The organism is Streptomyces sp. NPDC004609 (assembly GCF_042873655.1).
GTDB lineage: Bacteria > Actinomycetota > Actinomycetes > Streptomycetales > Streptomycetaceae > Streptomyces.
The window spans coordinates 13,137-35,228 of sequence record NZ_JBIALS010000008.1 but is presented as its reverse complement, the minus strand read 5'-3'; the positions used below and the strand labels follow the sequence as shown (position 1 = coordinate 35,228).

The 22,092-nt window shown below is 72.4% G+C and carries 18 protein-coding genes and 1 pseudogene; 14 read left to right on the top strand and 5 right to left on the bottom strand.

Annotated elements, in window-relative coordinates; genetic code table 11:
- Window positions 1-63: 63 nt before the first annotated feature.
- The gene (locus ACFYT4_RS10500; RefSeq protein ID WP_389267146.1) at window positions 64-546 is read left to right on the top strand and encodes a tyrosinase family oxidase copper chaperone; all 483 of its coding nucleotides are present in this window, start codon (window positions 64-66) and stop codon (window positions 544-546) included.
- A gap of 36 nt (window positions 547-582) precedes the next feature.
- Window positions 583-1,443 (top strand): tyrosinase family protein, encoded by an 861-nt coding sequence (locus ACFYT4_RS10495; RefSeq protein ID WP_389267145.1) that lies wholly within the window; start codon window positions 583-585, stop codon window positions 1,441-1,443.
- A gap of 321 nt (window positions 1,444-1,764) precedes the next feature.
- Here the strand turns inward: ACFYT4_RS10495 and ACFYT4_RS10490 are convergent, their stop codons facing one another.
- The 3 genes from ACFYT4_RS10490 to ACFYT4_RS10480 all read right to left on the bottom strand — a co-directional run bounded on the left by ACFYT4_RS10490 (window position 1,765) and on the right by ACFYT4_RS10480 (window position 5,659).
- On the bottom strand, window positions 1,765-2,028 hold the full coding sequence (locus ACFYT4_RS10490; protein ID WP_389267144.1) for a chaplin: 264 nt from the start codon (window positions 2,026-2,028) through the stop codon (window positions 1,765-1,767).
- A 698-nt stretch (window positions 2,029-2,726) separates the two neighbouring features.
- Window positions 2,727-4,337 carry an amidohydrolase family protein gene (locus ACFYT4_RS10485; RefSeq protein WP_389267357.1) on the bottom strand — a complete coding sequence of 537 codons (1,611 nt, stop codon included), beginning with the start codon at window positions 4,335-4,337 and terminating at the stop codon, window positions 2,727-2,729.
- A 14-nt stretch (window positions 4,338-4,351) separates the two neighbouring features.
- Entirely contained in the window at window positions 4,352-5,659 is a 1,308-nt protein-coding gene (locus tag ACFYT4_RS10480; RefSeq protein WP_389267143.1) for an amino acid deaminase, read from the bottom strand.
- 133 nt (window positions 5,660-5,792) lie between these two features.
- Between ACFYT4_RS10480 and ACFYT4_RS10475 the strand changes: the two genes are divergently transcribed.
- From ACFYT4_RS10475 to ACFYT4_RS10465, 3 genes are all read left to right on the top strand, one after another.
- Entirely contained in the window at window positions 5,793-6,992 is a 1,200-nt protein-coding gene (locus tag ACFYT4_RS10475; protein ID WP_389267142.1) for a sugar kinase, read from the top strand.
- Window positions 6,989-7,741: an IclR family transcriptional regulator gene (locus ACFYT4_RS10470; RefSeq protein ID WP_389267141.1), complete on the top strand. Its 753-nt coding sequence runs from the start codon at window positions 6,989-6,991 to the stop codon at window positions 7,739-7,741. The genes ACFYT4_RS10475 and ACFYT4_RS10470 overlap by 4 nt, the downstream gene beginning before the upstream one ends.
- 84 nt (window positions 7,742-7,825) lie before the next feature.
- Complete coding sequence (locus ACFYT4_RS10465) at window positions 7,826-8,236, top strand: RidA family protein (RefSeq protein ID WP_389267140.1); 411 nt, start codon at window positions 7,826-7,828, stop codon at window positions 8,234-8,236.
- 121 nt (window positions 8,237-8,357) lie between these two features.
- Here ACFYT4_RS10465 and ACFYT4_RS10460 read toward each other — a convergent pair whose 3' ends face one another.
- Window positions 8,358-10,109, bottom strand: a complete 1,752-nt coding sequence (locus ACFYT4_RS10460) for a serine/threonine-protein kinase (protein ID WP_389267139.1) — start codon at window positions 10,107-10,109, stop codon at window positions 8,358-8,360.
- Window positions 10,110-10,593: 484 nt separating this feature from the next.
- Window positions 10,594-12,291, bottom strand: a complete 1,698-nt coding sequence (locus ACFYT4_RS10455) for a chitinase (protein WP_389267138.1) — start codon at window positions 12,289-12,291, stop codon at window positions 10,594-10,596.
- Window positions 12,292-12,773: 482 nt separating this feature from the next.
- Between ACFYT4_RS10455 and ACFYT4_RS10450 the strand changes: the two genes are divergently transcribed.
- The 9 genes and pseudogenes from ACFYT4_RS10450 to ACFYT4_RS10410 all read left to right on the top strand — a co-directional run.
- Window positions 12,774-13,652 (top strand): hypothetical protein, encoded by an 879-nt coding sequence (locus ACFYT4_RS10450; protein ID WP_389267137.1) that lies wholly within the window; start codon window positions 12,774-12,776, stop codon window positions 13,650-13,652.
- Window positions 13,653-13,871: 219 nt separating this feature from the next.
- Entirely contained in the window at window positions 13,872-14,585 is a 714-nt protein-coding gene (cpaB, locus tag ACFYT4_RS10445; protein ID WP_389267136.1) for a Flp pilus assembly protein CpaB, read from the top strand.
- Between the two features lie 7 nt (window positions 14,586-14,592).
- A complete protein-coding gene (locus ACFYT4_RS10440; RefSeq protein WP_389267135.1) occupies window positions 14,593-15,843 on the top strand; it encodes a CpaE family protein in 1,251 nt (416 codons plus the stop codon).
- Window positions 15,844-16,000: 157 nt separating this feature from the next.
- Window positions 16,001-16,384 carry a TadE/TadG family type IV pilus assembly protein gene (locus tag ACFYT4_RS10435; RefSeq protein WP_389267134.1) on the top strand — a complete coding sequence of 128 codons (384 nt, stop codon included), beginning with the start codon at window positions 16,001-16,003 and terminating at the stop codon, window positions 16,382-16,384.
- Window positions 16,381-16,746, top strand: coding sequence for a TadE family protein (locus ACFYT4_RS10430; protein ID WP_389267133.1), 366 nt, complete (start codon window positions 16,381-16,383; stop codon window positions 16,744-16,746). The genes ACFYT4_RS10435 and ACFYT4_RS10430 overlap by 4 nt, the downstream gene beginning before the upstream one ends.
- Before the next feature lie 488 nt (window positions 16,747-17,234).
- Window positions 17,235-18,575 (top strand): CpaF family protein, encoded by a 1,341-nt coding sequence (locus ACFYT4_RS10425; RefSeq protein WP_389267132.1) that lies wholly within the window; start codon window positions 17,235-17,237, stop codon window positions 18,573-18,575.
- A gap of 41 nt (window positions 18,576-18,616) precedes the next feature.
- On the top strand, window positions 18,617-19,558 hold the full coding sequence (locus ACFYT4_RS10420; protein WP_389267131.1) for a type II secretion system F family protein: 942 nt from the start codon (window positions 18,617-18,619) through the stop codon (window positions 19,556-19,558).
- Between the two features lie 15 nt (window positions 19,559-19,573).
- Window positions 19,574-20,461: a DUF5936 domain-containing protein gene (locus ACFYT4_RS10415; protein ID WP_389267356.1), complete on the top strand. Its 888-nt coding sequence runs from the start codon at window positions 19,574-19,576 to the stop codon at window positions 20,459-20,461.
- 351 nt (window positions 20,462-20,812) lie between these two features.
- Window positions 20,813-22,066 (top strand): annotated as a pseudogene (locus ACFYT4_RS10410) (sensor histidine kinase); the annotation flags it as partial.
- Window positions 22,067-22,092: the final 26 nt, after the last annotated feature.

The window sequence follows — 22,092 nt, the reverse complement described above, 5'->3', positions numbered from 1 at the left end:
GAACCCTTTCGCCGTCGTCTCGTTGACAGGGTCGATGCACGGCTATGTCGAAAGGGCGGCCCCATGCGAATCCCCGACCGTCACGCGCCCCGCCGGGTCACCCGCCGGATCGCGCTGCGCGCGCTGTTGACCTCCGGTGTGGTCGCGGGGACGGCGGGAGCGCTCGCGCCTCTCCTCGGGAAGAGGACGCACGTCCCGGCGGTGCTGCCGGGGGAGCGGGGGCCGAGGGCCGTGAAGGCCGGTTCCGCGCCGGACCTGGAGCGGTTCGCGGAGATGTACCGCGGCCGTCATATCCAGGGCACGGCGACCGTGATGGTCCCCGCGGGCGGCGCGTACGACCCGTCCGGAGCGCGGCCCGCCGCCGCGCCGAGTGTCGAGGTCCGGATCGACGGCAGGCCGCTGCACATCATGCGGCGTGCCGACGGCGGTTATCTGAGCCTCGTGAACCACTACGAGTCGTTCCCGACACTGCGCGAGGTGGCCCGTGCCGCCGTCGACGAACTGGGGGCCGCCCAGCTGTCGATGTCGCCGTCGCACGGTCACTGAACCGCACAGCCACGGAAACCGGGAGGGACGGCACAGGTGCACACCCGCAAGAACCAGCGGAATCTGACCCGTACGGAGAAGAAACGGCTCGTCGACGCCCTGCTGGCGGTCAAGCGCTCGGGGCGGTACGACGAGTTCGTCAGGATGCACGGCGACTTCTATGTCCCCGACGCCGAGGACCGCCCGAGGGCGGCTCATATGACGCCCTCGTTCTTCCCCTGGCACCGCAGGTACCTGCTGGAGTTCGAGCGCGCGCTCCAGCAGGTCGACCCCGGCGTGTCCCTTCCGTACTGGGACTGGACGACGGACGACTCGCCCGCGTCGTCGCTGTGGGCGGACGACTTCCTCGGCGGTACAGGCAGGCTGGGCGACCGGCAGGTGATGACCGGGCCCTTCGCGTACGCGAACGGGAACTGGCGCATCAACTCGCGCGTCACCGACGGCCGCTATCTCACCCGCGACCTCGGCCGGCCGTCGAACCCGGTGTCCCTGCCGACGAAGGCCGATGTGGCCCGGGCGATCGAGGAGCCGCTCTACGACGCGGCCCCCTGGGACTCCACCGCGCGCACCGGGTTCCGCAACGCCATCGAGGGGTGGAGCGCCGGGAGCACCGAGCGGTGGCGCAACCACAACCGGGTGCACCGCTGGGTGGGCGGCCTGATGCTGGGCGCGACCTCGCCCAACGACCCGGTGTTCTGGCTCCACCACGCCTATATCGATCTGCTCTGGATCCGCTGGCAGCGGGCCCACCCCGGCTCCGGCTATCTCCCCCGGACCCGGCTGCCCGAGGGCGATCCCCAGCACGGGCGGGTCTTCGCGCTGGACGAGCCGATGCCGCCGTGGGGCGTGAGGCCCTCGGAGTTGCTGGACCACACACGCCACTACCGCTACGAGTAGCGCTCCGCCGCCCCGGTCGGCACGACCTGCCGGGGAAGCGTGTCACGGCCCGTTCGGGCGGGCCGCGCCCGGCCGGCTCCGGTCCCACTCCCGCCCCGCCCCGGGTACCGGACCCGGCCGTCTCGGATCCGTCCGCGCGGGGCGGGGACCTGTGCCCGGGTCTCGCGCCGTACGGGGGCGGGGCCTGCTTCCCCGGCCCGCCGTCCGCACGCGGCGAGGCCCTCCGCACGGCCGGGACCGGTGGTGCGGAGGGGCCCGGGAACGACCGAGGGCCCCCTCTCCCGGACGGATCCGGAAGAAGAGGCCCTCGGAGGGGGTGGCTCAGTGGCCGTAGGCGCTTTCGCCCCCGCCGTACACGCACGCGTTGCCGAACGTCGGGTTCAGCAGCGCGATCACGTTCACGGTGTTGCCGCAGACACCCACCGGGATGTTCACGGGCACCTGGAGCACATTGCCCGAGAGCACGCCGGGGGAGTGGGCGGCGGCACCGTGCGCTCCGGCGTCAGCGGCGGCCAGACCGGCGCCGCCCGCCAGGATGGCACCCGAGCCGGCGACGACGGCAGCAGCCTTCGCGATACGCGACATCAGTTCTCCTTGCAGATCAGAACATCGGCCGCAGGACTTGCGGCCTTCATCGTGTCAACGCCGTAACCCGTAGGTGGTAACGGATCAGAGGGAAACTGTTCGCCGGATCGGGCGCAGGCCGCCCTCCGCGCCCGCCTTCGCCCCGGCGCGGGCCGGGTCCGTTGCGCTCAGCACGACGGACTAGAGGAAAGCCGCGCTGATCCGCGCCCTGGCGGTCTCGGCCCTCGTCGGCGGCACGGGCGCGTACGCCGCCCCGGAGTCGCACCACGGTGGCCATGGCACCGGCACCGCGGGCGGGGAGATCGACCGGAATCCGGTCAAGCCGCCGCCGGGGGGAGTGCTCGCGCCCCTCACGGTTGTCACCGGGCGGTTTCTGCCCGGTGGGTGATGACCGGCAGCGCCCGTGTCCGCGGGCGCGTGTGACCACCGGTGCCGGCGAGCGGTGCGGGCCGCCCGGCGGACCGCCCGACCGCTCCCGGTGACGGTCCGTGGGACGGCGCGCGGGTGCGGGCGCCGGACCGCCCGTCCACCCCGGGCAGCGGGTGCCTGACCTCGTCACCCGAGGCCGCGGGCGCCGCCCACCGTCGGTGGCCCCGGGCCCCGGGCCGCGGACGCCCGGCCGGACTCCACCCCGCGGCGCGTGTCCGCGGGCGGCGGGTCGGTACCCCCGCCTCCGGGGGTCCCTCGGTCGCGTCCGGTCAGCGGCGGCCGGGGGTGCGGCGGACCGACCGGCCCGCCAGGACGTCCGTCCGTACCCCGTCATCGATCACGAACCGGCCGTCGATCAGGACATGGGGGATGCCGACCGGGAGCGTACGCGGGGAGGCGAACGTCGAGCCCGCGGCCACCGTCGCCGGGTCGAAGAGGACGAGGTCCGCGCGGTAGCCCTCGGTCACCAGCCCGCGGTCGGGCAGCCGCAGCCGGGCGGCCGGACGGGAGGTGAGATGCGCGACCGCCTCCTCCAGCGAGAGGATGCCCAGCTCGCGCGCGTACCGGCCCAGATAGTGCGGGAAGGTGCCGTAGGCGCGCGGGTGCGGCTTGTCGCCCTGGAGGATGCCGTCACTGCCACCGGTGTGGACCCGGTGGCGCATGATCGCCCGGACGTTCTCCTCGTGACCGACGTGCTGGAGGATCGTCGTGCCGAGCCGGTCCTCGACGAGCAGCCGCCGGGCGGTCGCCCAGGGCGCCTCGCCGCGCTCCCGCGCGGACTGCTCGACCGTCCGCCCGACATACGCGCCGAGCGCCGGATCGGTCACCCCTGAGATCTCGATCGTCTCCCACTCCATCGGCACACCGTGGCAGCCGTCCGAGCCGGTCACCTCCAGATGGTGGCGGATCCGCTCGGCCGTCCCGTCGTCCCGCAGCCGCGCCAGCAGCGCGTCGGGGCCGCCCTCGCTCGCCCAGCTCGGCAGGGTCGCCACGAGCGTGGTGGAGCCGGGGGTGTACGGATAGGTGTCGAGAGAGATGTCGGCGCCCCGGGCGAGCGCGTCGTCCAGCAGGGCGAGCAGGTCGCCCGCCTTCCCCTTGTTCACACCGAAGTTCATGGTGGCGTGGGCGAGATGCAGGGCGCAGCCCGCGTCCCGGGCGAGCCGGACCATCTCCTCGTACGCCTGGAGCGCGCCGGCGCCGTAGGAGCGGTGGTGGGGGCAGTAGTAGCCGTCGTGGGCGGCCACCACCCGGCACAGCTCGGTGAGTTCGGAGTCGGGCGCGTACATGCCGGGGGTGTAGGTCAGGCCGGACGACATGCCGACCGCGCCCTGCTCCAGTCCCTCGGCGACGAGCCGCCGCATGAGGTCCAGCTCGGCGGGGGTGGCGGGGCGGTCGTCCCAGCCGACCGCGTACATCCGGACCGTGCCCTGCGGGACCAGATAGGCGGCGTTGACGGCGACGCCCCGGTCGAGACGGTCGAGGTACTCGCCGACGGTGCGCCAGTCGAAGTCGACGGACGTGTCGCCGGGGCCGCCGCCGTTCCAGCCGCTGATCGCGCGGCGGACGCCGTCGAGGGTGCGGTCGTCGACGGGGGCGTACGACAGGCCGTCCTGGCCGAGGACTTCGAGGGTGACGCCCTGGGCGGCCTTGGCCTCGTGCGCGGGGTCGCGCAGCAGGGCGAGGTCGCTGTGGGCGTGCATGTCGATGAAGCCGGGGGCGAGGGCGAGACCGGACGCGTCGAGGGTGCGGGCGCCGGAGAGCGGCGGGTCGCCCTCGCGGCGGATGGCGGCGATCCGGCCGTCCCGTACGCCGACGTCGGCGCGGTAGGAGGCCCGGCCGCTGCCGTCGACGACCCCGGCGTCCCGGATGAGGAGATCCATGGTCACGGGCCCGGTCAGAAGAAGGTACGGAGGTAGTCGGTGACCGTGCCGTCGGCCTCGACCAGCGGGATCAGCTGCCACTTGTCGAAGGAGGTACAGGGGTGGGACAGGCCCATGCCGATCCAGTCGCCCACCTCCAGGTCGGCCCCGGGGGCGGTGCGGACCCAGCCGTGCTGGTCCGAGAGGCCGCTGATCTCGATGCCCGTGGCCGGGCGGGTCTCCCCGGTGCGGGCGTCGCGGACGACCTGGGCCTCGGGCAGATCGAGGTCGTACGCGGCGTCCCGCTTGCCCGCGTTGACGAACGCCTGCTCGGCCGAGGGCCGGGAGACGACCTGGGCCCACAGCCGCAGGGCGCTGTGGAGGGAGCCCTCGCCGGGGACCCGGTTGAACGGGGTGAGACGGCGGTAGTGGCCGTCGTCGTGCGAGACGTACGCCCCCGAGCGCAGCAGCCGCAGCACCGGGCGGGACAGCTCCGGGATCTCGGCGAGGACGTCCGCGACCGCGTCGAACCAGGCGCTGCCGCCCGCGCTGACGATGATGCGGTCTTCTCCGGAGCCGTGCCCGGACGGGGTTCCCACGTCCCGGAACCGGCCCTCCGCGTCGAAGGACACGGCCAGCGCGACCAGCCGGCGCAGCCAGGCGCGCACACTCTCGCCGTCGGCCCCGGGGACCTCGCCCTCGTACCCGGCGACGCCCACGAGCCGCAGGGCCGGTGCCGCGGCGACGGCGTCGGCGACGGCGGCGCACCCGGCCTCCGTACGCACCCCGGTGCGGGCGCCCTCGCCCGCGCCCAGCTCGACGACGACATCGAGGGGGCGGACCGCCCCCGCGCCGGTGAGGGCCTCGTTCATCAGCTCGACACCGCGCACGGAGTCCACGTAGCAGACGAAGCGGAAGCCTGGGTCCCGCTCCAGCTCCCCGGCGAGCCAGCGCAGGGCGGCCGCGTCGACGACCTCGTTGGCGAGAAAGATGCGCTGGATGCCGTGGGCGCGGTAGACCCGGGCCTGGTGGGGTACGGCCGCGGTGATGCCCCACGCGCCGTGCTCCAGCTGGCGGGCGAAGAGCTGCGGCGACATGGAGGTCTTGCCGTGCGGGGCGAAGGCGAGGCCGTGGCGCTCGGAGTAGGTCTGGAGGAGGGCGAGATTGTGCTCGACGGCCTCGGCGGACAGCGCCAGTACGGGAGTGGTGAAGCCGCCGCCGAACAGATCGCGCCGCTGGGCCGCCAGCTCGGCGACGGTCAGTCCGTCGGCGTCCGGCGGCAGCGCCTTGAAGCGGTGATCGACGCGCTCGTGCCGGAGCCGGCCCGGCTGATCGGCGGCCATGCATGTCTCCTTCTGGTATGACTGTTGCAAGATACGCAACGGTCGTTGCGCATATCGCTCAATGCTGTCTAACATCCGGCGCAGCGCCGGGTCAATGGACCCGACGGTCCCAGACCCCGCGAGGAGCCCCAGGGTGAGCAGCGTGACCGGATCCGCCGCCGCGGACGTCACAGAGGTGATCTGCCTCGGCGAGTCCATGGTCACGTTCCTTCCCTCGCGACCGGGGCGCCTCGCCGACGTCCCCTCCTTCGCGCGCGCGATCGGCGGCGCGGAGTCCAATGTCGCGTGCGCCCTCGCGGCCTCGGGGCACCGGGTGAAGTGGGTCAGCCGCGTCGGCTCGGACGGCTTCGGCGACCATCTGATCCGGGAGATCTCCTCGTACGGCGTCGACACCTCCGCCGTCGGACGTGATCCCTGGCGGCCCACCGGAATCTACTTCCGCACCGCGACCGACCGCTCGGCGGACGGGCACGAGGTCGTCTACTACCGGGCGGGCTCGGCGGCCTCCGCGATGTCCCCCGCCACGGTCGCCGAAGCCGATGTCACCGGCGCGCGCGTGCTGCATCTCTCGGGTATCACGGCCGCGCTCTCCGCCGACTGCCTGGACCTGATGCGCCGTCTCACCCGCCCGCGCGCCGGCCGCCCGCTCGTCTCCTTCGACGTCAACCACCGCCCCCGCCTGTGGCCCGATCCCGCCGCCGCGCACGTCCTCCTCGACCTCGCCCGGGGAGCCGACCTCGTCTTCGTCGGCGAGGACGAGGCGGAGGCCGCGTGGGGTGTGCGGGGCGCGGACGCGGTCCGCGCGGCCCTGCCCGAACCGGAGACGGTCGTCGTCAAGCAGGGCGCGCGCGGGGCGACCGTCTTCACCCGCGAGGGGGTCCGCCCCGGCCCGCCGGAGGCCGGGACACCGGGCCGCCCCGGGCAGTGGACCCCCGGGCACCGCGCGGAGGGGGACGGGGGCCGGGCCGTACGGGAGGGGGCCGGCGCGGTTCGGGACGGCGCCCGGCCGGGGGCGGACCCGGGCCCCGCGCCGGAGGACACCGTGACCTTCGTGAGCGCCCCCCGGGTGGAGGTGATCGCACCCATCGGCGCGGGCGACGCCTTCGCCGCCGGGTATCTCTCCGCCGCCTTGCGCGCCCTGCCCGTACGCGACCGGCTGCGCCACGGGCACCTCATGGCCGCCGCCGCGCTCACCGTACCCGGGGATCTCGGCACACCTCCCGCGACCGCCCGTGCCGACCGCCTCGTGGCACTCGACGACGCGGCCTGGGGCACACTTCGTCTCGGCCCCGGCTGGACCTCAGCCGTGGATGAGGAGGTACGTACGCCATGAGCCAGACCGTCGACCGCGCGCTCAGCATCCTGCCGCTGCTCGCCCAGGGCCCCGCGGACCTCGGACAGGTCGCCCAGCGCCTGGGCGTGCACAAGTCCACCGCGCTGAGGCTGCTGCGCACCCTCCACGACCACGGGCTCGTCTACCGCCAGCAGGACCAGCGCTACCGCCTCGGGGCCCGGCTGTTCGCGCTCGCGCAGGAGGCCGTCGAGAACCTCGACGTCCGCGAGATCGCCCATCCGCACCTCGTCACCCTCAATGAGCAGATCGGACACACGGTCCATCTCGCGGTGTACGAGGAGAGCGAGGTCCTCTACATCGACAAGGTGGAGAGCCGGTACCCCGTACGGATGTACTCACGGATCGGCAAGCCCGTCGCGATCACCGTCGCGGCCGTGGCCAAGCTCCTCATCGCCGATCTGCCCGAGTCCGAGCGGCGGCTGATCGCCGAGAAGCTCGACTACCCCCTGTACACATCCCGTTCGACGCCGAACGCGGCGGCGTTCCTGAGGGAACTCGTGGCCGTACGCGAACAGGGATGGGCCTCCGACCTCGGCGGCCACGAGGAGTCCATCAACTGCATCGGCGCGCCGATCCGCGGTGCGGCGGGCAGGGTCGTCGCCGCGATGTCGGTCTCCGCACCGAACGTCGTGGTCACCGCGGAGGAACTCCTCACCCTGCTCCCGCTGGTGCGGCGGACCGCCGACGCGATCAGCCGGGAGTACTCCGGGTCCGTCACCCCGCACTGAGCCGACCCGGCACCGGACCGACCGCCCGTACGACGACTGCTCGTCCGCCCGTATCACCGACCGACATCCGCGAAGGAAAACCCGATGACCGAGAAGACCGCGATCACCCCCGCCACGCACACCGCCCCGCCGGCCAGGTTCTCCCACGGTGTCCGCAAGGGCAACATCCTCCAGGTCGCCGGTCAGGTCGGCTTCCTCCCGGCGGTCGACGGCCAGGCTCCGACGCCCGCCGGGCCGACCCTGCGCGAGCAGACCCTCCAGACGTTCGCCAATGTCAAGGCGATCCTGGAGGAGGGCGGCGCGAGCTGGGACGACGTGATGATGACGCGCGTCTACCTGACGGACGTGGACCACTTCGCCGAGATGAACGAGATCTACAACGCGTACTTCGAGGAGCAGGGTCTCAAGGCGCCCGCGTCCGCGCGTACGACGGTGTACGTCGGACTGCCGGCCGGTCTGCTGATCGAGATCGACGCGCTGGCGGTACTGGACTGAGCGGGCCGCGCCGGGCCGGGGCCGAGCGGTCCGCCCGCGCTGGGTCCCGGACGGGGCGGGACCCGGTGGTGCCGGAGCCGTGCGCGCCCGGCGTCCGCCGCCCGGACCGGAGGCCGGTCGCTCAGCGCTTCCGTACGCAGACCACGGTCCACTCGCCCTCCGCGGAGTGGACGACGTGCTCCAGCCCCGTCCCCACGGGGCAGCCGGTGGGGACCGGGTCCGAAACCGGCTCCCTGAGGACGTCGGTGATCACATACTCGGCGTCCTCGGAGTCGCACGGCTCGGCCGCGTCGGCCGCCGGGAACGCGACACATTGACCGGGCGTCAGCTCGGGGGCGGCGGCCGCGGAGAAGGTCGGGGCGACATACGGCCGGGAGGCCGGGGCGGAAGCGGAGGGGCTGCTCCCGCCGGCGCCGTCGTCCTTGTCGCCCCCACTCCAGGGCGGAGCGGCGAGTACCCCGATGAGCCCCGGGACGGAGAGGGACACCAGGACGGCGAGGACCACCACCATCCCCGTCAGGGTGATGACGGCTTCCCGCGACCACCGGCCGGCCGGCCGTGACCCGGACCCCGGCTCGGCAGCAGGCGGAGGCACGGGCGGGAGTACGGGGGCTGACGCGGGCGCCGGTGCCGGGGTGGCGGGCCCGGGCGTGGGCGCGGTCCCGGGGCGTGGTGTGTGAGCGCGTGGGCCGGTGCCGTCGACGGTGAGGGCATCGGCGATCTCGCCGCTCCCGGCCGGTCCGTCCGCCGCCGGTCCCGCTCCCGCCTCCGGCGAGGGCTGTGGGTGCGGCGTGGCCGAGGGCTCCGCCGGTGGGGCGTCCGGCGGTACCGGAGTCACCGCGGCCGTGGGAGTCGGTACGGCCGGCTCCGGCGGGGGCGGCCCGGCCGGCGCGGGGGCCGCCGGTGGGGCGCCCGCGCGGCCCCCGCGCAGCACACGCGTCGCCGAGGACCCCTCGCCCGCCAGGGCCGCGCCCTCAATCTCGTACTCCGCCATCAGCCGTGCCCAGCTCTCCGGGAGCCAGTGGCGGCCCGTCGCCGAGGCCGAGGGAGCGGCGAGTTCCATGGCGAAGTCGGCGAGCAGATCGCCGGGCTGGGGGCGCTCGCCCGGGTCGAGGGCGAGGCAGCGGTGGACGAGACGGGTGAGATCACCGGGCAGACCGGTGGTGTCGAGGTCCCCGCGCGAGACCCTGGCCAGCAGCCGCAGGGTGTCCTCGCCCTCCGGGTAGGGAGGACGGCCGACCGCGAGATGGAACAGCGTGGCGCCGAGGGAGTAGATGTCGGACGCGGCGGTGGACGGCTCGCCCCTGGCCTGTTCGGGGGAGGTGAAGGCGATCGTGCCCAGCGTCACCGAGGTCCGGGTGAGGTCCGTCGCATGGGAGATGCCGAAGTCGATGACGCGCGCGCCGGACATGGGCAGCAGAATGTTCTGGGGCTTCACGTCCCGGTGGACGATGCCCTCCCGGTGGAGGGTGAACAGCGCGGCGGTCGTCCCGGCCGCGACCCAGCGCACGGCGGGCGCGGGCAGCACCCCCGCGAACTGCACCAACTGCGCCAGCGAGGGCGCGGCGATGTAGTCGATGGCCATCCACGGGCACTCGGCCAGCGGGTCGGAGTCGCGGACCCTGGCGGTGTACGCGCTCTCGACCCGCCCGGCGAGCGCGACCTCCCGGGCGAACCGGCGCCGGTCGGTGTCGCTGACGGTGCCCTCGGCGAGCAGCGACTTGACCGCGACGAGCCGTCCGTCGGTCGTCGAACGGGCCAGATAGACCCGTCCCATACCGCCTGACCCGAGCCTTCCGAGGAGGCGGTACGACCCCAGCTCCGCCGGGTCCCCGTCACCGAGCGGCAGCAGCCGCGGTCCACTCCCGCTCATGTCCCCGTTTCCCCCTGCCGTGACATCCGGCAGCAGCGTACCGATCAACCCTCGTCGTCCGTACGTTGGTTGCCCTGCCCCAGTGGCGCGTATCCGCCGTCGCACACGGGTTCTCCCGGGCGCGAGGGCGGATCAGGCGGCCGTGGCGGTGCGCGGGAGACGCGCCCGGGAACGCCCCGGCGAGCGCGCGGAAACGCGCAGCAGCGCCACCGGGACAGGACGGTGGCGCTGCTGCCTGCGTCGTACGACCTTGGGCGTGGGGGTGGCGGTCGGTACGACAGGTTGGTGCGCCCTCGCGTACTAGACGCTAGGGCGTGTTGCGAAAGTCCCGCCTGGCCTGCGACGCCCAGCACGCACACTCGCTGCGTTGTCGGAATCGCCCAAGTACGTCCAGTACGAGGGCGACCCTCCGCCTTGCGATTGCACGCACCGGACGCCGCAGGCCCCGCCCTCCGGGCGGACGACGCTACTTTCGAAACACGCCCTAGGGCAGGGCGTGCACATGCGGTCCGACCGCGTTCGACCAGGCGTTCCCGGCGGTCGCGTCCCAGTTCGTGGACCAGGTCATCGCGCCGCGCAGGGACGGGTAGGTCCTGGCCGGCTTGAAGGTGCCGCAGCCCGTGCCGCGGGTCAGGCAGTCCAGCGCGTTGTTCACGATGGACGGGGAGATGTAGCCGCTGCCCGCGCCCCGGGTGGAGGCCGGGACCCCGAGGCCGACCTGTGACGGGTCGAGACCGCCCTCCAGCTGGATGCAGGCGAGCCCGGTGAGGAAGTCCACCGTGCCCTGCGAGTAGACCTTGCCGTCGCAGCCGAGCATCGCGCCGCTGTTGTAGTACTGCGTGTTGACGACGGTGAGGATGTCCTTCACGTTCAGCGCCAGCTGGAAGTACTGGGTGCCGGTCGACTGCATGTCCAGCGTCTGCGGGGCCATCGTCAGCACCATGCCCGGGCCCGCCTTGGCGGAGAGCTGGCGCAGCGCCTTCGTCAGATACAGGGCGTTGATGCCGTGCTCCAGGTCGATGTCGACACCGCTGAAGCCGTACTCCTGCATCAGTGCCCAGGCGCTGTCGGCGAAGGCGGTCGCCGAGGCGTCACTGTTGATCGAGACATTGCCCAGCTCGCCGCCGACCGAGAGGACGACCGACTTGCCCGCCGCCTTCTTGGCGGCCACGTCCGCCTTGAACTCGTCCACGTTGGCGTAGCCGAGCGCCGAGCTGAGGTTGAAGGTCAGCTGGCCGGGCGTGGTGGTCGCGTCGGCGAAGGCCACCGCGATGATGTCGTACTGCGCCTGGACGTCGCGGAGCTTCTGCACGGTGGCGCCGTTGTTGAAGTTCTGCCAGTACCCGGTCAGCGCGTGCTTCGGCACGGGCGGGCGCGGGTTGGTGCCGCCAGGCAGGGTCTTCGCGGTGACCGCGGCCGACTTCGCCGACTCGCCCGCGCTGTTGGTGGCCGTCACCTGGAACTGGTACGCGGTGTCCGCGGCCAGGTTGGTCACGGTCGCCGACGTCCCGCCCACCGAGAGGATCTTGGCGCCGTCGCGGTAGACGTTGTAGCCGGTCGCTCCGGAGGCGGCGCCCCAGTTCAGGGCGATGGTCGAGGAGGTGGCGGTGCCCGCGGCCAGCCCCGTGGGCGGCGGCGGCACGACGGGGTCGGGGTCCTGGCCGCCGCCTCCGTCGGGTCCGAAGACGCTCACGTCGTCGACGTAGTACGCGGACTGGCCGTACCAGCCGTGGGTGTAGACGGTGACGGACGTGGTGCTCGGGCCGGTGCGGAAGGTGGTGGAGAGCTGGCTCCAGCCGCTGCCGCCGGGGGACCAGGTGGAGACGTCCGTGGTGCCGGTTCCGCCGGCGCCCAGGTAGACGTAGCTGCCCTGGACCCATGCGCCCAGGGAGTACGTCGAGTTGGGCTTCACGGCCACGGTCTGGGTGCACTTGGCGTTGTCCATGCCGGCCGGGGTCGCCTTCAGGGCGGACGCGCCGGTGCGGACGGGGGTCGCGGTATTGGCTCCGGTGCCCGAGGAGCAGGTCCAGTTGGAGAGCCCCGACTCGAAGCCGGCGTTCTTGGCGACGTTGACGTCGGCCGCCTGGGCGGTTCCCGTGATGCCCACGAGCGTGAGTCCGGCGCCCACGGCGAGCGCCAGGGCTCCGCCGAGCCATCTTCGTGAACGTTTTGTGGGGTCCACGTGCTGCCTCCAGTGGGGGAGTTGGGGGGAGGAGGTGAAGTGGGGATCGTCGACGGTGGCCACCGCTGGTCGTAAAACTGGTCCAGACCAATAGGGTTGTCAAGACCTGTGTCACTGATTCGCCCGGCGGAGTGCCGCACGGGAGCCGCGCGGAAGGGGGCATTCACATCATCGATTTTTGGCCAATCCGGGTGGATGAGGGGCCTGATATCCGCGTTCTCGTCCGACCCGTGGCCCATCTCTGTCATACGGCTGAGGGAACATCACCTTTTCACCCGCTTTGGCCTGTGCGGAGCGTGCACAGGTTGCGGCTCTGTGTTCAAGAAGGTGTTCTCTGGCTCTTAAGTCGTGGATAAAGTGCAGATGCAGGAGCAGCGCAGTACGTATCTGCGGTCACGGGACCCCCGGAGACCGGAGCCGAACGGGGAACCAGCGTGCCGACCGCAATAGCTGTCACCAGCGCAGATCTGGTGCTACCGCCGATGGACCAGCACACACCGACGGCGACCCTGCTCCCGTCTCCGGATGTTCAGCCGCTGGACGCCGCGCTGGCCGACATGACCGTTCTCCTCGAACAGTACGGCTATGCCGTGGCGCTCTATCCGGCGTCCATTCCCGTGGCTCATGAACGCAGGCTGCACACCATCCGGTCGGTGCTGGAGAGCAATCGGCTCGCGCTGCTGAAACTGGATCTTCCGCCGCTCGGCATCGCCGTACTCGTGAGGCAGCTGAGGCAGTTGTCGATCTGTGACTTCGGCGCCGGAATTATCGCCTCCGCGGCCCGTCTGCTCTCCCACTACGTCTATGCCGGAGCGCTCCTGCATTCCGTCACCCGTCTCGACCGGGTGCCGGTGAGCCTGAAGGCCCACGCCAAATCCTGGGTGCCGGGCTCCCAGTTCGGTGTGCTCGCGCATCCGCGTCCCGAACTGATCAGGATCGGCGCGGGCACCGGACGGCTCGGCGGACCCGATTTCGCCACCCGGATGGTGGTGGCGAAAGGGCAGACGCAGTCCGACTGGGTCGACCGCACGCTGGCCCCGCAGTGGCGGACCCAGGGGCTGGAGGAGGCCACGCTCCCGGCGGACTCGCCGGGCTGGTGGGGCACCGCCAAGCTGATCGAATTCGCCGCGTTCCTGCCCGATATCTCCATTCTCTACCAGCTGGTCTCGTCCGTACGCAGAGAGGTGTGCACCTGGTGCGGAATCGAACTCATCGGTGACCGCTGCGGTTTCTGTTCCGCTCCGCTCGCCGCGGCCGGAAACCATCGGGCGGACGATCCGCAGAACCCGTACCGCAGTGCGCACCCGAACCGGAATTCCGGTGTCCTGGACCATGGAACACCCGCGTACCACGGACCCTGAGCCCGCTGCCGCCGGGCGGTTCGCACCGATCGCGGCGGCCTGCCGGACCGTCGCTTCCGGATTCGGCCCCGCACCCCGGAGCGGGTTTGGATCCGCGCTCCGGAGAAGGTGGGGATCCGCACTCCGGAACGGACGCGGACGACCGCCGGCGACCGCCGTTCACTCCAGCCCTGTCCGCTTCTGTGTCAGTCCCTGTCTGCGAACGAGGTTCCCCAGCCCATGAATTCACGCCAACGCCGAGGCGTCATCCTTCTCATCGTCTCGGTTCTCTGCGCACTCGCCGCGTTCGCCGGGGTGATTTCCGTGATCAGCGACGTGAATTCCAAGGTCGGACCGGAGGTCTCCGCCTACCGGATCAAGGCCGATGTGTCCCCGTACACGGAACTGCGGCCCGGCCAGTTCGAAAAGGTCTCGATTCCCCGGCGCTGGCTCTCCGACAGCGCGGTGACCGATGTCTCGGCGGTCAACGGGAAGATAGCCGTCACCCGGCTCAGGAAGGGATCGCTGCTCCAGGAGGACATGATCGTCGACAGGCCCGCGCTGGCCCCCGGCGAGCAGGAGATCGCGATCATGATCGACGCCGCCACCGGAGTGGCGGGCAAGATCACCCCGGGCGACCTGGTGAACATCTTCGCCACCTTCTCCGGCCGCCGGCAGAGCGACCCCAACGAGTCCCGGATCATCGTCCCCAACGCGCGGGTCATCGACGTCGGCCGCCTCACCCCCCTCGAACCCAAGAAGGACAACCGCGGCAGCGGCGTCCGCGAGGCCGTGCCGATCACCTTCGCCCTCGGCACCGCCGACGCCCAGCGTCTCGCGTACGCGGAGTCGTTCGCGGAGAATGTGCGGCTGGCCCTTCTCGCCAAGGGGAGCCCCGCAGCATTGCGTCCGGGCGACAGCACCTACACCCTCGATGAAGACAAGAACAGGTGAGTGCTGTATGCCCACACGCATCCTCCCGGTCGTCGGCGACCCCGACGCCGCCCGGTCCGTCACCACCCTCCTGAGCCAGCTGCCCGATGTGGAGCCGGCCGCTCCGGTGGGTGACTCGACCTCGCTGCTCGACCTGCTGGCCAGGCTGGCGGCCGAATCCCTCGACGAACTGCCCGAGGTCGTGCTCGTCCACGAGCGCATCGGACCGGTCCCCGCCCTCGAACTGATCCGGGAAGTGGCACTCCGCTTCCCCGCCGTCGGTGTCGTCCTGGTGTCCGCCGACGCCGGTCCCGGCCTCTACTCGGCCGCCATGGACTCCGGCGCGCGCGGTCTGGTCGGGATCCCCCTCTCGTACGAGGAACTCGCCCAGCGGGTGCAGGCGGCGGCGGCCTGGTCCACCGGGGTGCGCCGCCACCTCGGGCACGGCGCGGAGGTCTTCACCGGCCCCGGCGGCACGGTCGTCACCGTCAGCGGGGCCAAGGGCGGGGTCGGCACCACCGTGACCGCGGTCCAGCTGGCGCTGGCGGCCCAGGCGTCCGGGCTGTCGGTCGCGCTGGCCGATCTCGACCTCCAGGCCGGTGATGTGGCCTCGTATCTCGACGTCCAGTTCCGGCGCTCCGTCGTGGACCTCGCCGGGATCCAGGATCTGTCGCCCCGCGTTCTCCAGGACGCGCTGTTCGCCCACCAGACCGGGATCGGGCTGCTGCTCGCGCCGGGCGAGGGCGAGCGCGGCGAGGAGGTCAACGACCGGGCCGTACGCCAGATCATCAGCGCCCTGCGCAACCGCCACGACGTGGTCGTCGTCGACTGCGGTACGCAGATGACCGCCGGCAACGCGGCGGCCATCGAGATGGCCGACACCACCCTGCTGGTGACCACCCCGGACGTGGTCGCCGTGCGGGCCGCCAAGCGCATGGTCCGCATGTGGGACCGCCTCCAGATCCGCAAGGCGGAGGAGACGGTCGTCGTGGTCAACCGGCACACCCGCTCCACCGAGATCCAGCCACCGCTGATCGAGAAGATCACCGGTACGAAGGTCGCGAAGACCGCCGTCCCCGCGGCCTTCAAGGAACTCCAGCCGGTCGTGGACGCCGGGCGGATGCAGGACCTGGAGGCCAAGTCCGCGGTGAAACAGGCCCTGTGGGGGCTCGCGGGCGAGCTGGGGCTCGTACGCCCCGCTCCGGAAGGGGAACAGAGGCAGGGCCGCTTCCGCGGTGACAGGGGTTCGATCGGTGTCCGGCGGGCACGGTCGAAATGACGGCGGCAAGGGGGCACATGGCGCCATGAGATCTCTACCATGCCCGCGGGACGAAGGGCGCCGGGAGGCACGGCCGCGGCTCGGCGGCCGACTGAGGGGCGCCCGGGCGCGGCGGGTCCGCCGTGCGCCGGTCGCGTCGGCGTGGCAGGTCCGCCGTGTGCGGCTCGCGTCGGCATGGCGGTCGCGGGACGACCGGGGGCAGGCCGCCGTCGAGTTCACCGGCACGCTCCCGCTCATCCTGGTGACCCTCGCCCTGCTGTGGCAGGCGGCCCTCACCGGCTACACGTTCTCCCTCGCGGGCAACGCGGCCGACGCGGCGGCCCGTGCGGGTGCCGTCGGGGGAGCCGAGGCGTGTGCGGCGGCGGCGCGCGAGGACCTCCCGTCCGCCTGGAGCGGAGTCGCTCCCGACTGCCGTGTCGTGGGCGATCTGTACAAGGTCACCGTCGCACTGCGCGTACCCGTGCTCTTCCCGGGTGCCGCGAATCTGCCCCTCACCGTCAGCGGCGAGGCCGCCGCGCCGGACGAGGACCCGGACCGATGAGGCGGCCGGGGAAGGACCGGGGGCAGGCCGCCGTGGAGTACGCGGGCGTGATCACGCTGCTGCTCCTCGTCGGCCTCGCCGCGATCCAGCTCGGCCTGGTCGCGTACACCGCCCAGCAGGCCGGTACGGCCGCGCGCGCCGCGGCCCGGACGGCCGCGACGAAGGACGGCGAGGGCCGGGCGGTGGCGGCGGGCACGGCGGCCATGAGCGACTGGCTCGCCGACGGCGCGGACTTCGACCACGGCGGATGCGGCGGCGGGGACGACGAGATCTCGGTGACGGTCAGGGTGCAGGTTCCCCGGATCCTGCCCGTCTTCGCCTTCGACCCGGCCAGGAGGACCGTGACCATGCCCTGCGACTGACCCGTGACCCTGGCTCGCGGACCCACTGACCCGTGTCCCCTGGCCCGCTGCCCACCGCTCACCGTCCGCCGGGGCCCGGGGCCGGGACCCCGCGACCGTCACCGCCGACAGGACGACACGCCGAGAGCGCCCGTACGTCCGCCAAGACCAGCCACCGCGTGGCCGACGCGCCGCGCCCGACCCGTACGACCGACCCGACCCGCCCGCCCCCGTGACCGACCCGATCCGACCGACACGCCGCTCGGCCCCGACCGAGACCCGGCCCGGCAGCCCCCTGTCCCCCCATCCGAGACGACCCGACGATCGACACCACCACCCATCCGCGACGACCCGACCGCCACGACCCGACGATCCACCACGGCCCCATCCGCCACGACCGGCGAGCCACGGCGATACGACCCGCCCCCGTACCGGCCCGTACAGCCCCGTACCGCCGTCGCGCGTCCCCCGTACCACCACCGCACCTGCGAGACCTGGGAGTTGAGGACATGAGCCTGCGGGCGCGCATCAGCAGCCCCGAACCGGCGGACAGCCGGGGCGAGGTCAACCGCCTCGTCGGCGTCTACCGCGCCAAACTCCTGGAGGAGATCGACCTCGCCGAGATGTCCACCCTCGCCGCGGCCGACCGCCGCGCCCGGCTGGAACGCGTCCTCGGCCACATCATCAGCCGTGAGGGCCCCGTGCTCTCCAGCGTCGAGCGCTCCCAGCTGATCCGCCGGGTCGTCGACGAAGCGCTCGGCCTCGGCATCCTGGAACCGCTCCTCGAAGACGCCTCCATCAGCGAAATCATGGTGAACGGGCCCGAGCAGGTCTACGTCGAGCGCGGTGGACGGCTCGAACTGCTCCCGATGCGCTTCTCCTCCACCGACCAGCTGATGCAGACCATCGAACGCATTGTCTCCACCGTCAACCGCCGGGTGGACGAGGCCAATCCGATGGTCGACGCCCGGCTGCCGTCCGGGGAGCGTGTCAACGTCATCATCCCCCCGCTCTCCCTCAGCGGCCCGGTCCTCACCATCCGCCGCTTCCCCCGCGCCTTCACCCTCCAGGAGATGATCGGCATCGGCTCGCTCGACGAGCAGATGACCCTGTTGCTGGCGAGCCTGGTGCGGGCCAAGTTCAATGTGATCGTCTCCGGCGCCACCGGCACCGGGAAGACCACCCTCCTCAACACCCTCTCCGGGCTGATCCCCGAGGGCGAGCGCATCGTCACCATCGAGGACTCCGCCGAACTCCAGCTCCAGCAGTCCCATGTGATCACCCTGGAGAGCCGCCCGCCCAACGTCGAGGGCAAGGGCCGTGTCACCATCCGCGACCTCGTCCGCAACTCCCTGCGCATGCGCCCCGACCGCATCATCGTCGGTGAGGTCCGCGGCGGCGAGACCCTCGACATGCTCCAGGCGATGTCCACCGGCCACGACGGCTCGCTCGCCACCGTCCACGCCAACAGCGCCGAGGACGCGCTGATGCGGCTCCAGACCCTGGCGTCGATGTCCGAGGTCGAGATCCCCTTCGTGGCGATCAAGGACCAGATCAACAGCGCCGTCGATGTCATCGTCCAGCTCACCCGGCACGCCGACGGCACCCGCAAGGTCACCGAGATCGCCGTCGTCGACTCGTACGGGCGCGAGGAGTACCGCATCGTGTCCGTCTGCCGCTTCGACGCCCGGCCCATGTCCGCCGACGGCCGGGTCCACGGTTCCTTTACCTACCACCCGGTGCCGCGCCGGGTCGCCGAGCGCCTGCACCTCAAGAACGAGGTGCTGCCCCTGGTCTTCGGCGTCGCGGACTCGGACGACCGGCTCCTCGTCCGCAGAACGACCGCCTGACACCCGCCCCCCACCACCCACCGGAGAAGGTCGCGCCCGACATGAACAACCTTCCGCTCCTGACGATCGGAGTCGCACTGCTCGCCTGTGTGCTCTGTGTCATCGGCGTGCACACCTACGCGTCGGGCCGCGCACAGCGACAGGCCCTCGTCGAGCGCATGTCCCAGACCGGACAGCTCCCCGCCCTCCCGGGGCGGCGGCGGCGCTTCACCGGCATCGACCGGAGGGTGCGCGGCACCCGCGCCGGCCGGCGCGTCGAACGGAAGATCGCCGCGACGGGCCTCGATCTGACACCGGGCGAGTACGTCGTCGCCACCGTCCTCGCCCTGCTCGCCCTGTACTTCGTGATCAGCGCGGTCTTCACGCCCTTCTTCGGGGTGCTCGCCGCGATCGCGGGTCTCTGGGGCGCCAAGGCGTTCCTCGACTGGCAGCAGGCCAAGCGGACCGAGGCGTTCATCAACCAGCTCCCCGAGTTCACCCGCGTCCTCGCCAACGCCACCCAGGCCGGTCTCGCCCTGCGCACCGCGCTCGCCATGGCGGCCGAGGAGCTCGACGACCCGGCGGGCCACGAACTGGGCATCGTCGCCGATCAGCTCGCGGTCGGCCGCAGCCTCGACGAGGCGCTCGGCGAACTCGGCGACCGGCTGCCCTCCCGGGAACTCATCGTCCTCGTCACCACGCTCATCCTCGCCAACCGGGCAGGCGGCCAGGTCGTCACCTCGCTGCGCAACCTCACCGAGACCCTGGAGGAGCGCAAGGAGACCCGCCGCGAGGTCACCACCATGCTCTCCCAGATCAAGGTCACCGCCCTCGCCGTGCCCCTGCTCGGCTTCGGCTTCCTGCTGATGATCAACGCCATGACACCCGGTGCCCTGGACAAGATGACCGGCTCGGTGCTGGGCCAGCTCGCCACGCTCGTCTCCATCGCGCTGTACGCGGTGGGCGGCATGCTCATCCGCCGTATGTCCCGGATCCAGGTCTGAGGAAAGGAGCCGATGATGGGACTGCTGCTCGCCGCGCTCCTCGCGCTCGCCGTGTACGGGATCTTCCACGGCATCCGGATGTACCGCGCCGACGCCAAGCTCCCCGGAGACCTCGTCCTCGCGCTGGAGGTGGGCTCCACCCGGACGACCGCGGTCGGCTCGGGCATCGACCGGCTCGGCATGCGCTACGCCCCCGCCGTGCTGCGCGCCATGGGGCCCAAGCGGGTCGACGCCCTGCGCCGGCGGCTCGACAAGGCGGGCAACCCGGGCGGCATGACCGTGGACCGCTACGCGGCCCGCCGGGCGGTGTACGGATTCCTGGGGGTGCTGGCCGCGTTCTCGATGCTGCTCCGCGGACAGTTCGTGATCGCGATCCTCGCCCTGGTCTTCGGTCTGACCTGGACCGACGTCATCATCCGGGCCGCCACCCGCAGACGCCGGGCCGACATCGAGCGCACCCTGCCCGACTTCCTCGACGTCCTCGCCGTCGTCGTCTCCGCCGGGCTCGGCTTCCGCCAGGCCCTGGAACGCGTCGCGGAGAAGTACGAGGGCCCCTGGGCCGACGAAATCCACATCACCCTGCGCCAGATGGACATGGGCGTGAGCCGCCGTGACGCGTTCGACCAGCTGCGCCGCCGCAATGACTCCGACCAGGTGTCGATGTTCGTCACCGCCCTCCAGCAGGGCGAGGAGCTGGGCGCGCCGATCGTCGACACCCTCATCCAGATCGCCACCGACATGCGCCGCACGGACGCCCAGAACGCCCGGCGCGACGCGGCCAAGGCGGTTCCCAAGTCCACACTCGTGGTCACGCTGATCATGCTCCCCGCGACCATGATCCTCATCGTCATGAGCTTCTACTACGGCTCCGGGGTGGACCTCGGAGACGTCCTGGGGGGCTGATCCGGCCGTCCCCGGACCGCGCCCGCGCGCCGACGGTACTCATTGCATACGGAAACCAGTGAACGGGAGGTGAACCCCATGACCCCGACCTCGAAACGATCCCCCGACTCCGAACCGTCCTCCGAACCCTCCGGACCGCTCTCTGAACCCTCCGGCCCGATCGGCCGAGCCGCCCACCAGTCCGTCCGCCGAGCCGCCGACCGGAACGTCCGCCGAGCCGCCCACCGGAACGTCCGCCGGGCGGTCCGCCGAGCCGTCGGCGGAACCCTTCGGCGAGCCCGAGGATCCCTGGGCAGGGTCCCGGGCCGGTCCTCCGGAAAGCCGGTCCTCAGCGGTGGTCACACCGGTGCGCTGCCGCCGGCCGCGGCCGCGGGGCCCGGCCGTACGCCGCCTCTCCCCATCCAGGTCAACGCCCTCCAGGCGCTGTGCCGCCAGGTCTTCGGCTTCCGGCTCGCGATGATCGTCCTGGCCGCGCCCTTCGCGCTCGCCGGCTCCCGGCCCGGCCCGGCGAGCTGGCTGGTCGGCGCCGCGGTCCTGGTCACGTTCATGACCTCGTACGTCCTCCTGCGCGACTGGGAGCGCTTCGGGCCCGTGCTGCTGCGCCATCCCTGGCTGCTCGGGGCCGATATGACGTTCGGCGCGCTGCTGCTGGTCACCGCGTCGCCCGACTCGACCCTCGCGTACGTCACCATCTGCACCCCGCTGCTCGCCGGGCTGATCTCCGGCTGGCGGGGCGCGGCGGTGTTCGCGGTGCTCCAGTCGCTCATCATCGCCGCCGCGTACGCGGTCAACGTGCACGCCGACGCGCGCTTCACCGCCCTGCTGCTGCCGGGGCTGTGCGTCCTGAGCGGGGCCATGGGCAGCACTCTGCGGAATCTGATGCTCGGTTTCGGCGCGGCGAGCCAGGCGCTGACCGAGGCCCGCGCCCGGCTCGCGGTCGGGGAGGCGATCGAGGAGGAGCGCGCCCGGCTCGCCCGCGAGATGCACGACTCCGTGGCCAAGACCCTGTACGGGCTCGCGCTCGCGGCCGACGGCCTGGCGGGCAGCGCCGACCGGGTGGACCCGCTCACGGTCCGGCACCAGGCCGAACTGGTCGCCCGCTCGGCCCGCCGGGCCGCCGCCGAGTCCCGGGAACTGCTCTCCGATCTGCGCCGGGGGTCCGGCCTGGACGGCGGTGTGGACGTCGTCGCCGAACTGGGCGCCCGTACGGACGACTTCGCCCGCAGGACCGGGGTGCGGGCCGGATTCACCCGTATCGGCGAGGCCCGTGCCGTACCGGTGCCGATCGCCCGCCAGGTGCTGACCGTCGCGGCGGAGGCGATGGAGAACGCGCACCGCCACGGCCGCGCGGCCCGGCTCGATGTTTCGGCGGGCGTGGTCGGCGATCTGCTGCGGGTCAGTGTGTACGACGACGGTACGGGCCTGCCTCCCGGCACCACCCTCGAAGGACTGCGGCGCGCCGGGCACTTCGGCCTGGTCGGAATGGTGGAGCGGGCGGCGTCCATCGGGGCGCGGATCCGGATCGGGCGGGGGCGGGCGGCGAAGGGAACGGAGGTGCTCCTGGAACTGCCGGTGGCCGCGCCGGAACCGCCGCCGAGGGGTCCGGTCCGCCCGGCCCCTGGCAGAGAGGC

Coding starts and splice junctions, on each gene's coding strand:
- ACFYT4_RS10500 (WP_389267146.1), top strand. CDS start 64: ATGCGAATCCCCGACCGTCACGCGCCCCGCCGGGTCACCCGCCGGATC.
- ACFYT4_RS10490 (WP_389267144.1), bottom strand. CDS start 2,028: ATGTCGCGTATCGCGAAGGCTGCTGCCGTCGTCGCCGGCTCGGGTGCC.
- ACFYT4_RS10485 (WP_389267357.1), bottom strand. CDS start 4,337: ATGGATCTCCTCATCCGGGACGCCGGGGTCGTCGACGGCAGCGGCCGG.
- ACFYT4_RS10480 (WP_389267143.1), bottom strand. CDS start 5,659: ATGGCCGCCGATCAGCCGGGCCGGCTCCGGCACGAGCGCGTCGATCAC.
- ACFYT4_RS10470 (WP_389267141.1), top strand. CDS start 6,989: ATGAGCCAGACCGTCGACCGCGCGCTCAGCATCCTGCCGCTGCTCGCC.
- ACFYT4_RS10465 (WP_389267140.1), top strand. CDS start 7,826: ATGACCGAGAAGACCGCGATCACCCCCGCCACGCACACCGCCCCGCCG.
- ACFYT4_RS10460 (WP_389267139.1), bottom strand. CDS start 10,109: ATGAGCGGGAGTGGACCGCGGCTGCTGCCGCTCGGTGACGGGGACCCG.
- ACFYT4_RS10450 (WP_389267137.1), top strand. CDS start 12,774: ATGGACCAGCACACACCGACGGCGACCCTGCTCCCGTCTCCGGATGTT.
- cpaB (WP_389267136.1), top strand. CDS start 13,872: ATGAATTCACGCCAACGCCGAGGCGTCATCCTTCTCATCGTCTCGGTT.
- ACFYT4_RS10440 (WP_389267135.1), top strand. CDS start 14,593: ATGCCCACACGCATCCTCCCGGTCGTCGGCGACCCCGACGCCGCCCGG.
- ACFYT4_RS10430 (WP_389267133.1), top strand. CDS start 16,381: ATGAGGCGGCCGGGGAAGGACCGGGGGCAGGCCGCCGTGGAGTACGCG.
- ACFYT4_RS10425 (WP_389267132.1), top strand. CDS start 17,235: ATGAGCCTGCGGGCGCGCATCAGCAGCCCCGAACCGGCGGACAGCCGG.
- ACFYT4_RS10420 (WP_389267131.1), top strand. CDS start 18,617: ATGAACAACCTTCCGCTCCTGACGATCGGAGTCGCACTGCTCGCCTGT.
- ACFYT4_RS10415 (WP_389267356.1), top strand. CDS start 19,574: ATGGGACTGCTGCTCGCCGCGCTCCTCGCGCTCGCCGTGTACGGGATC.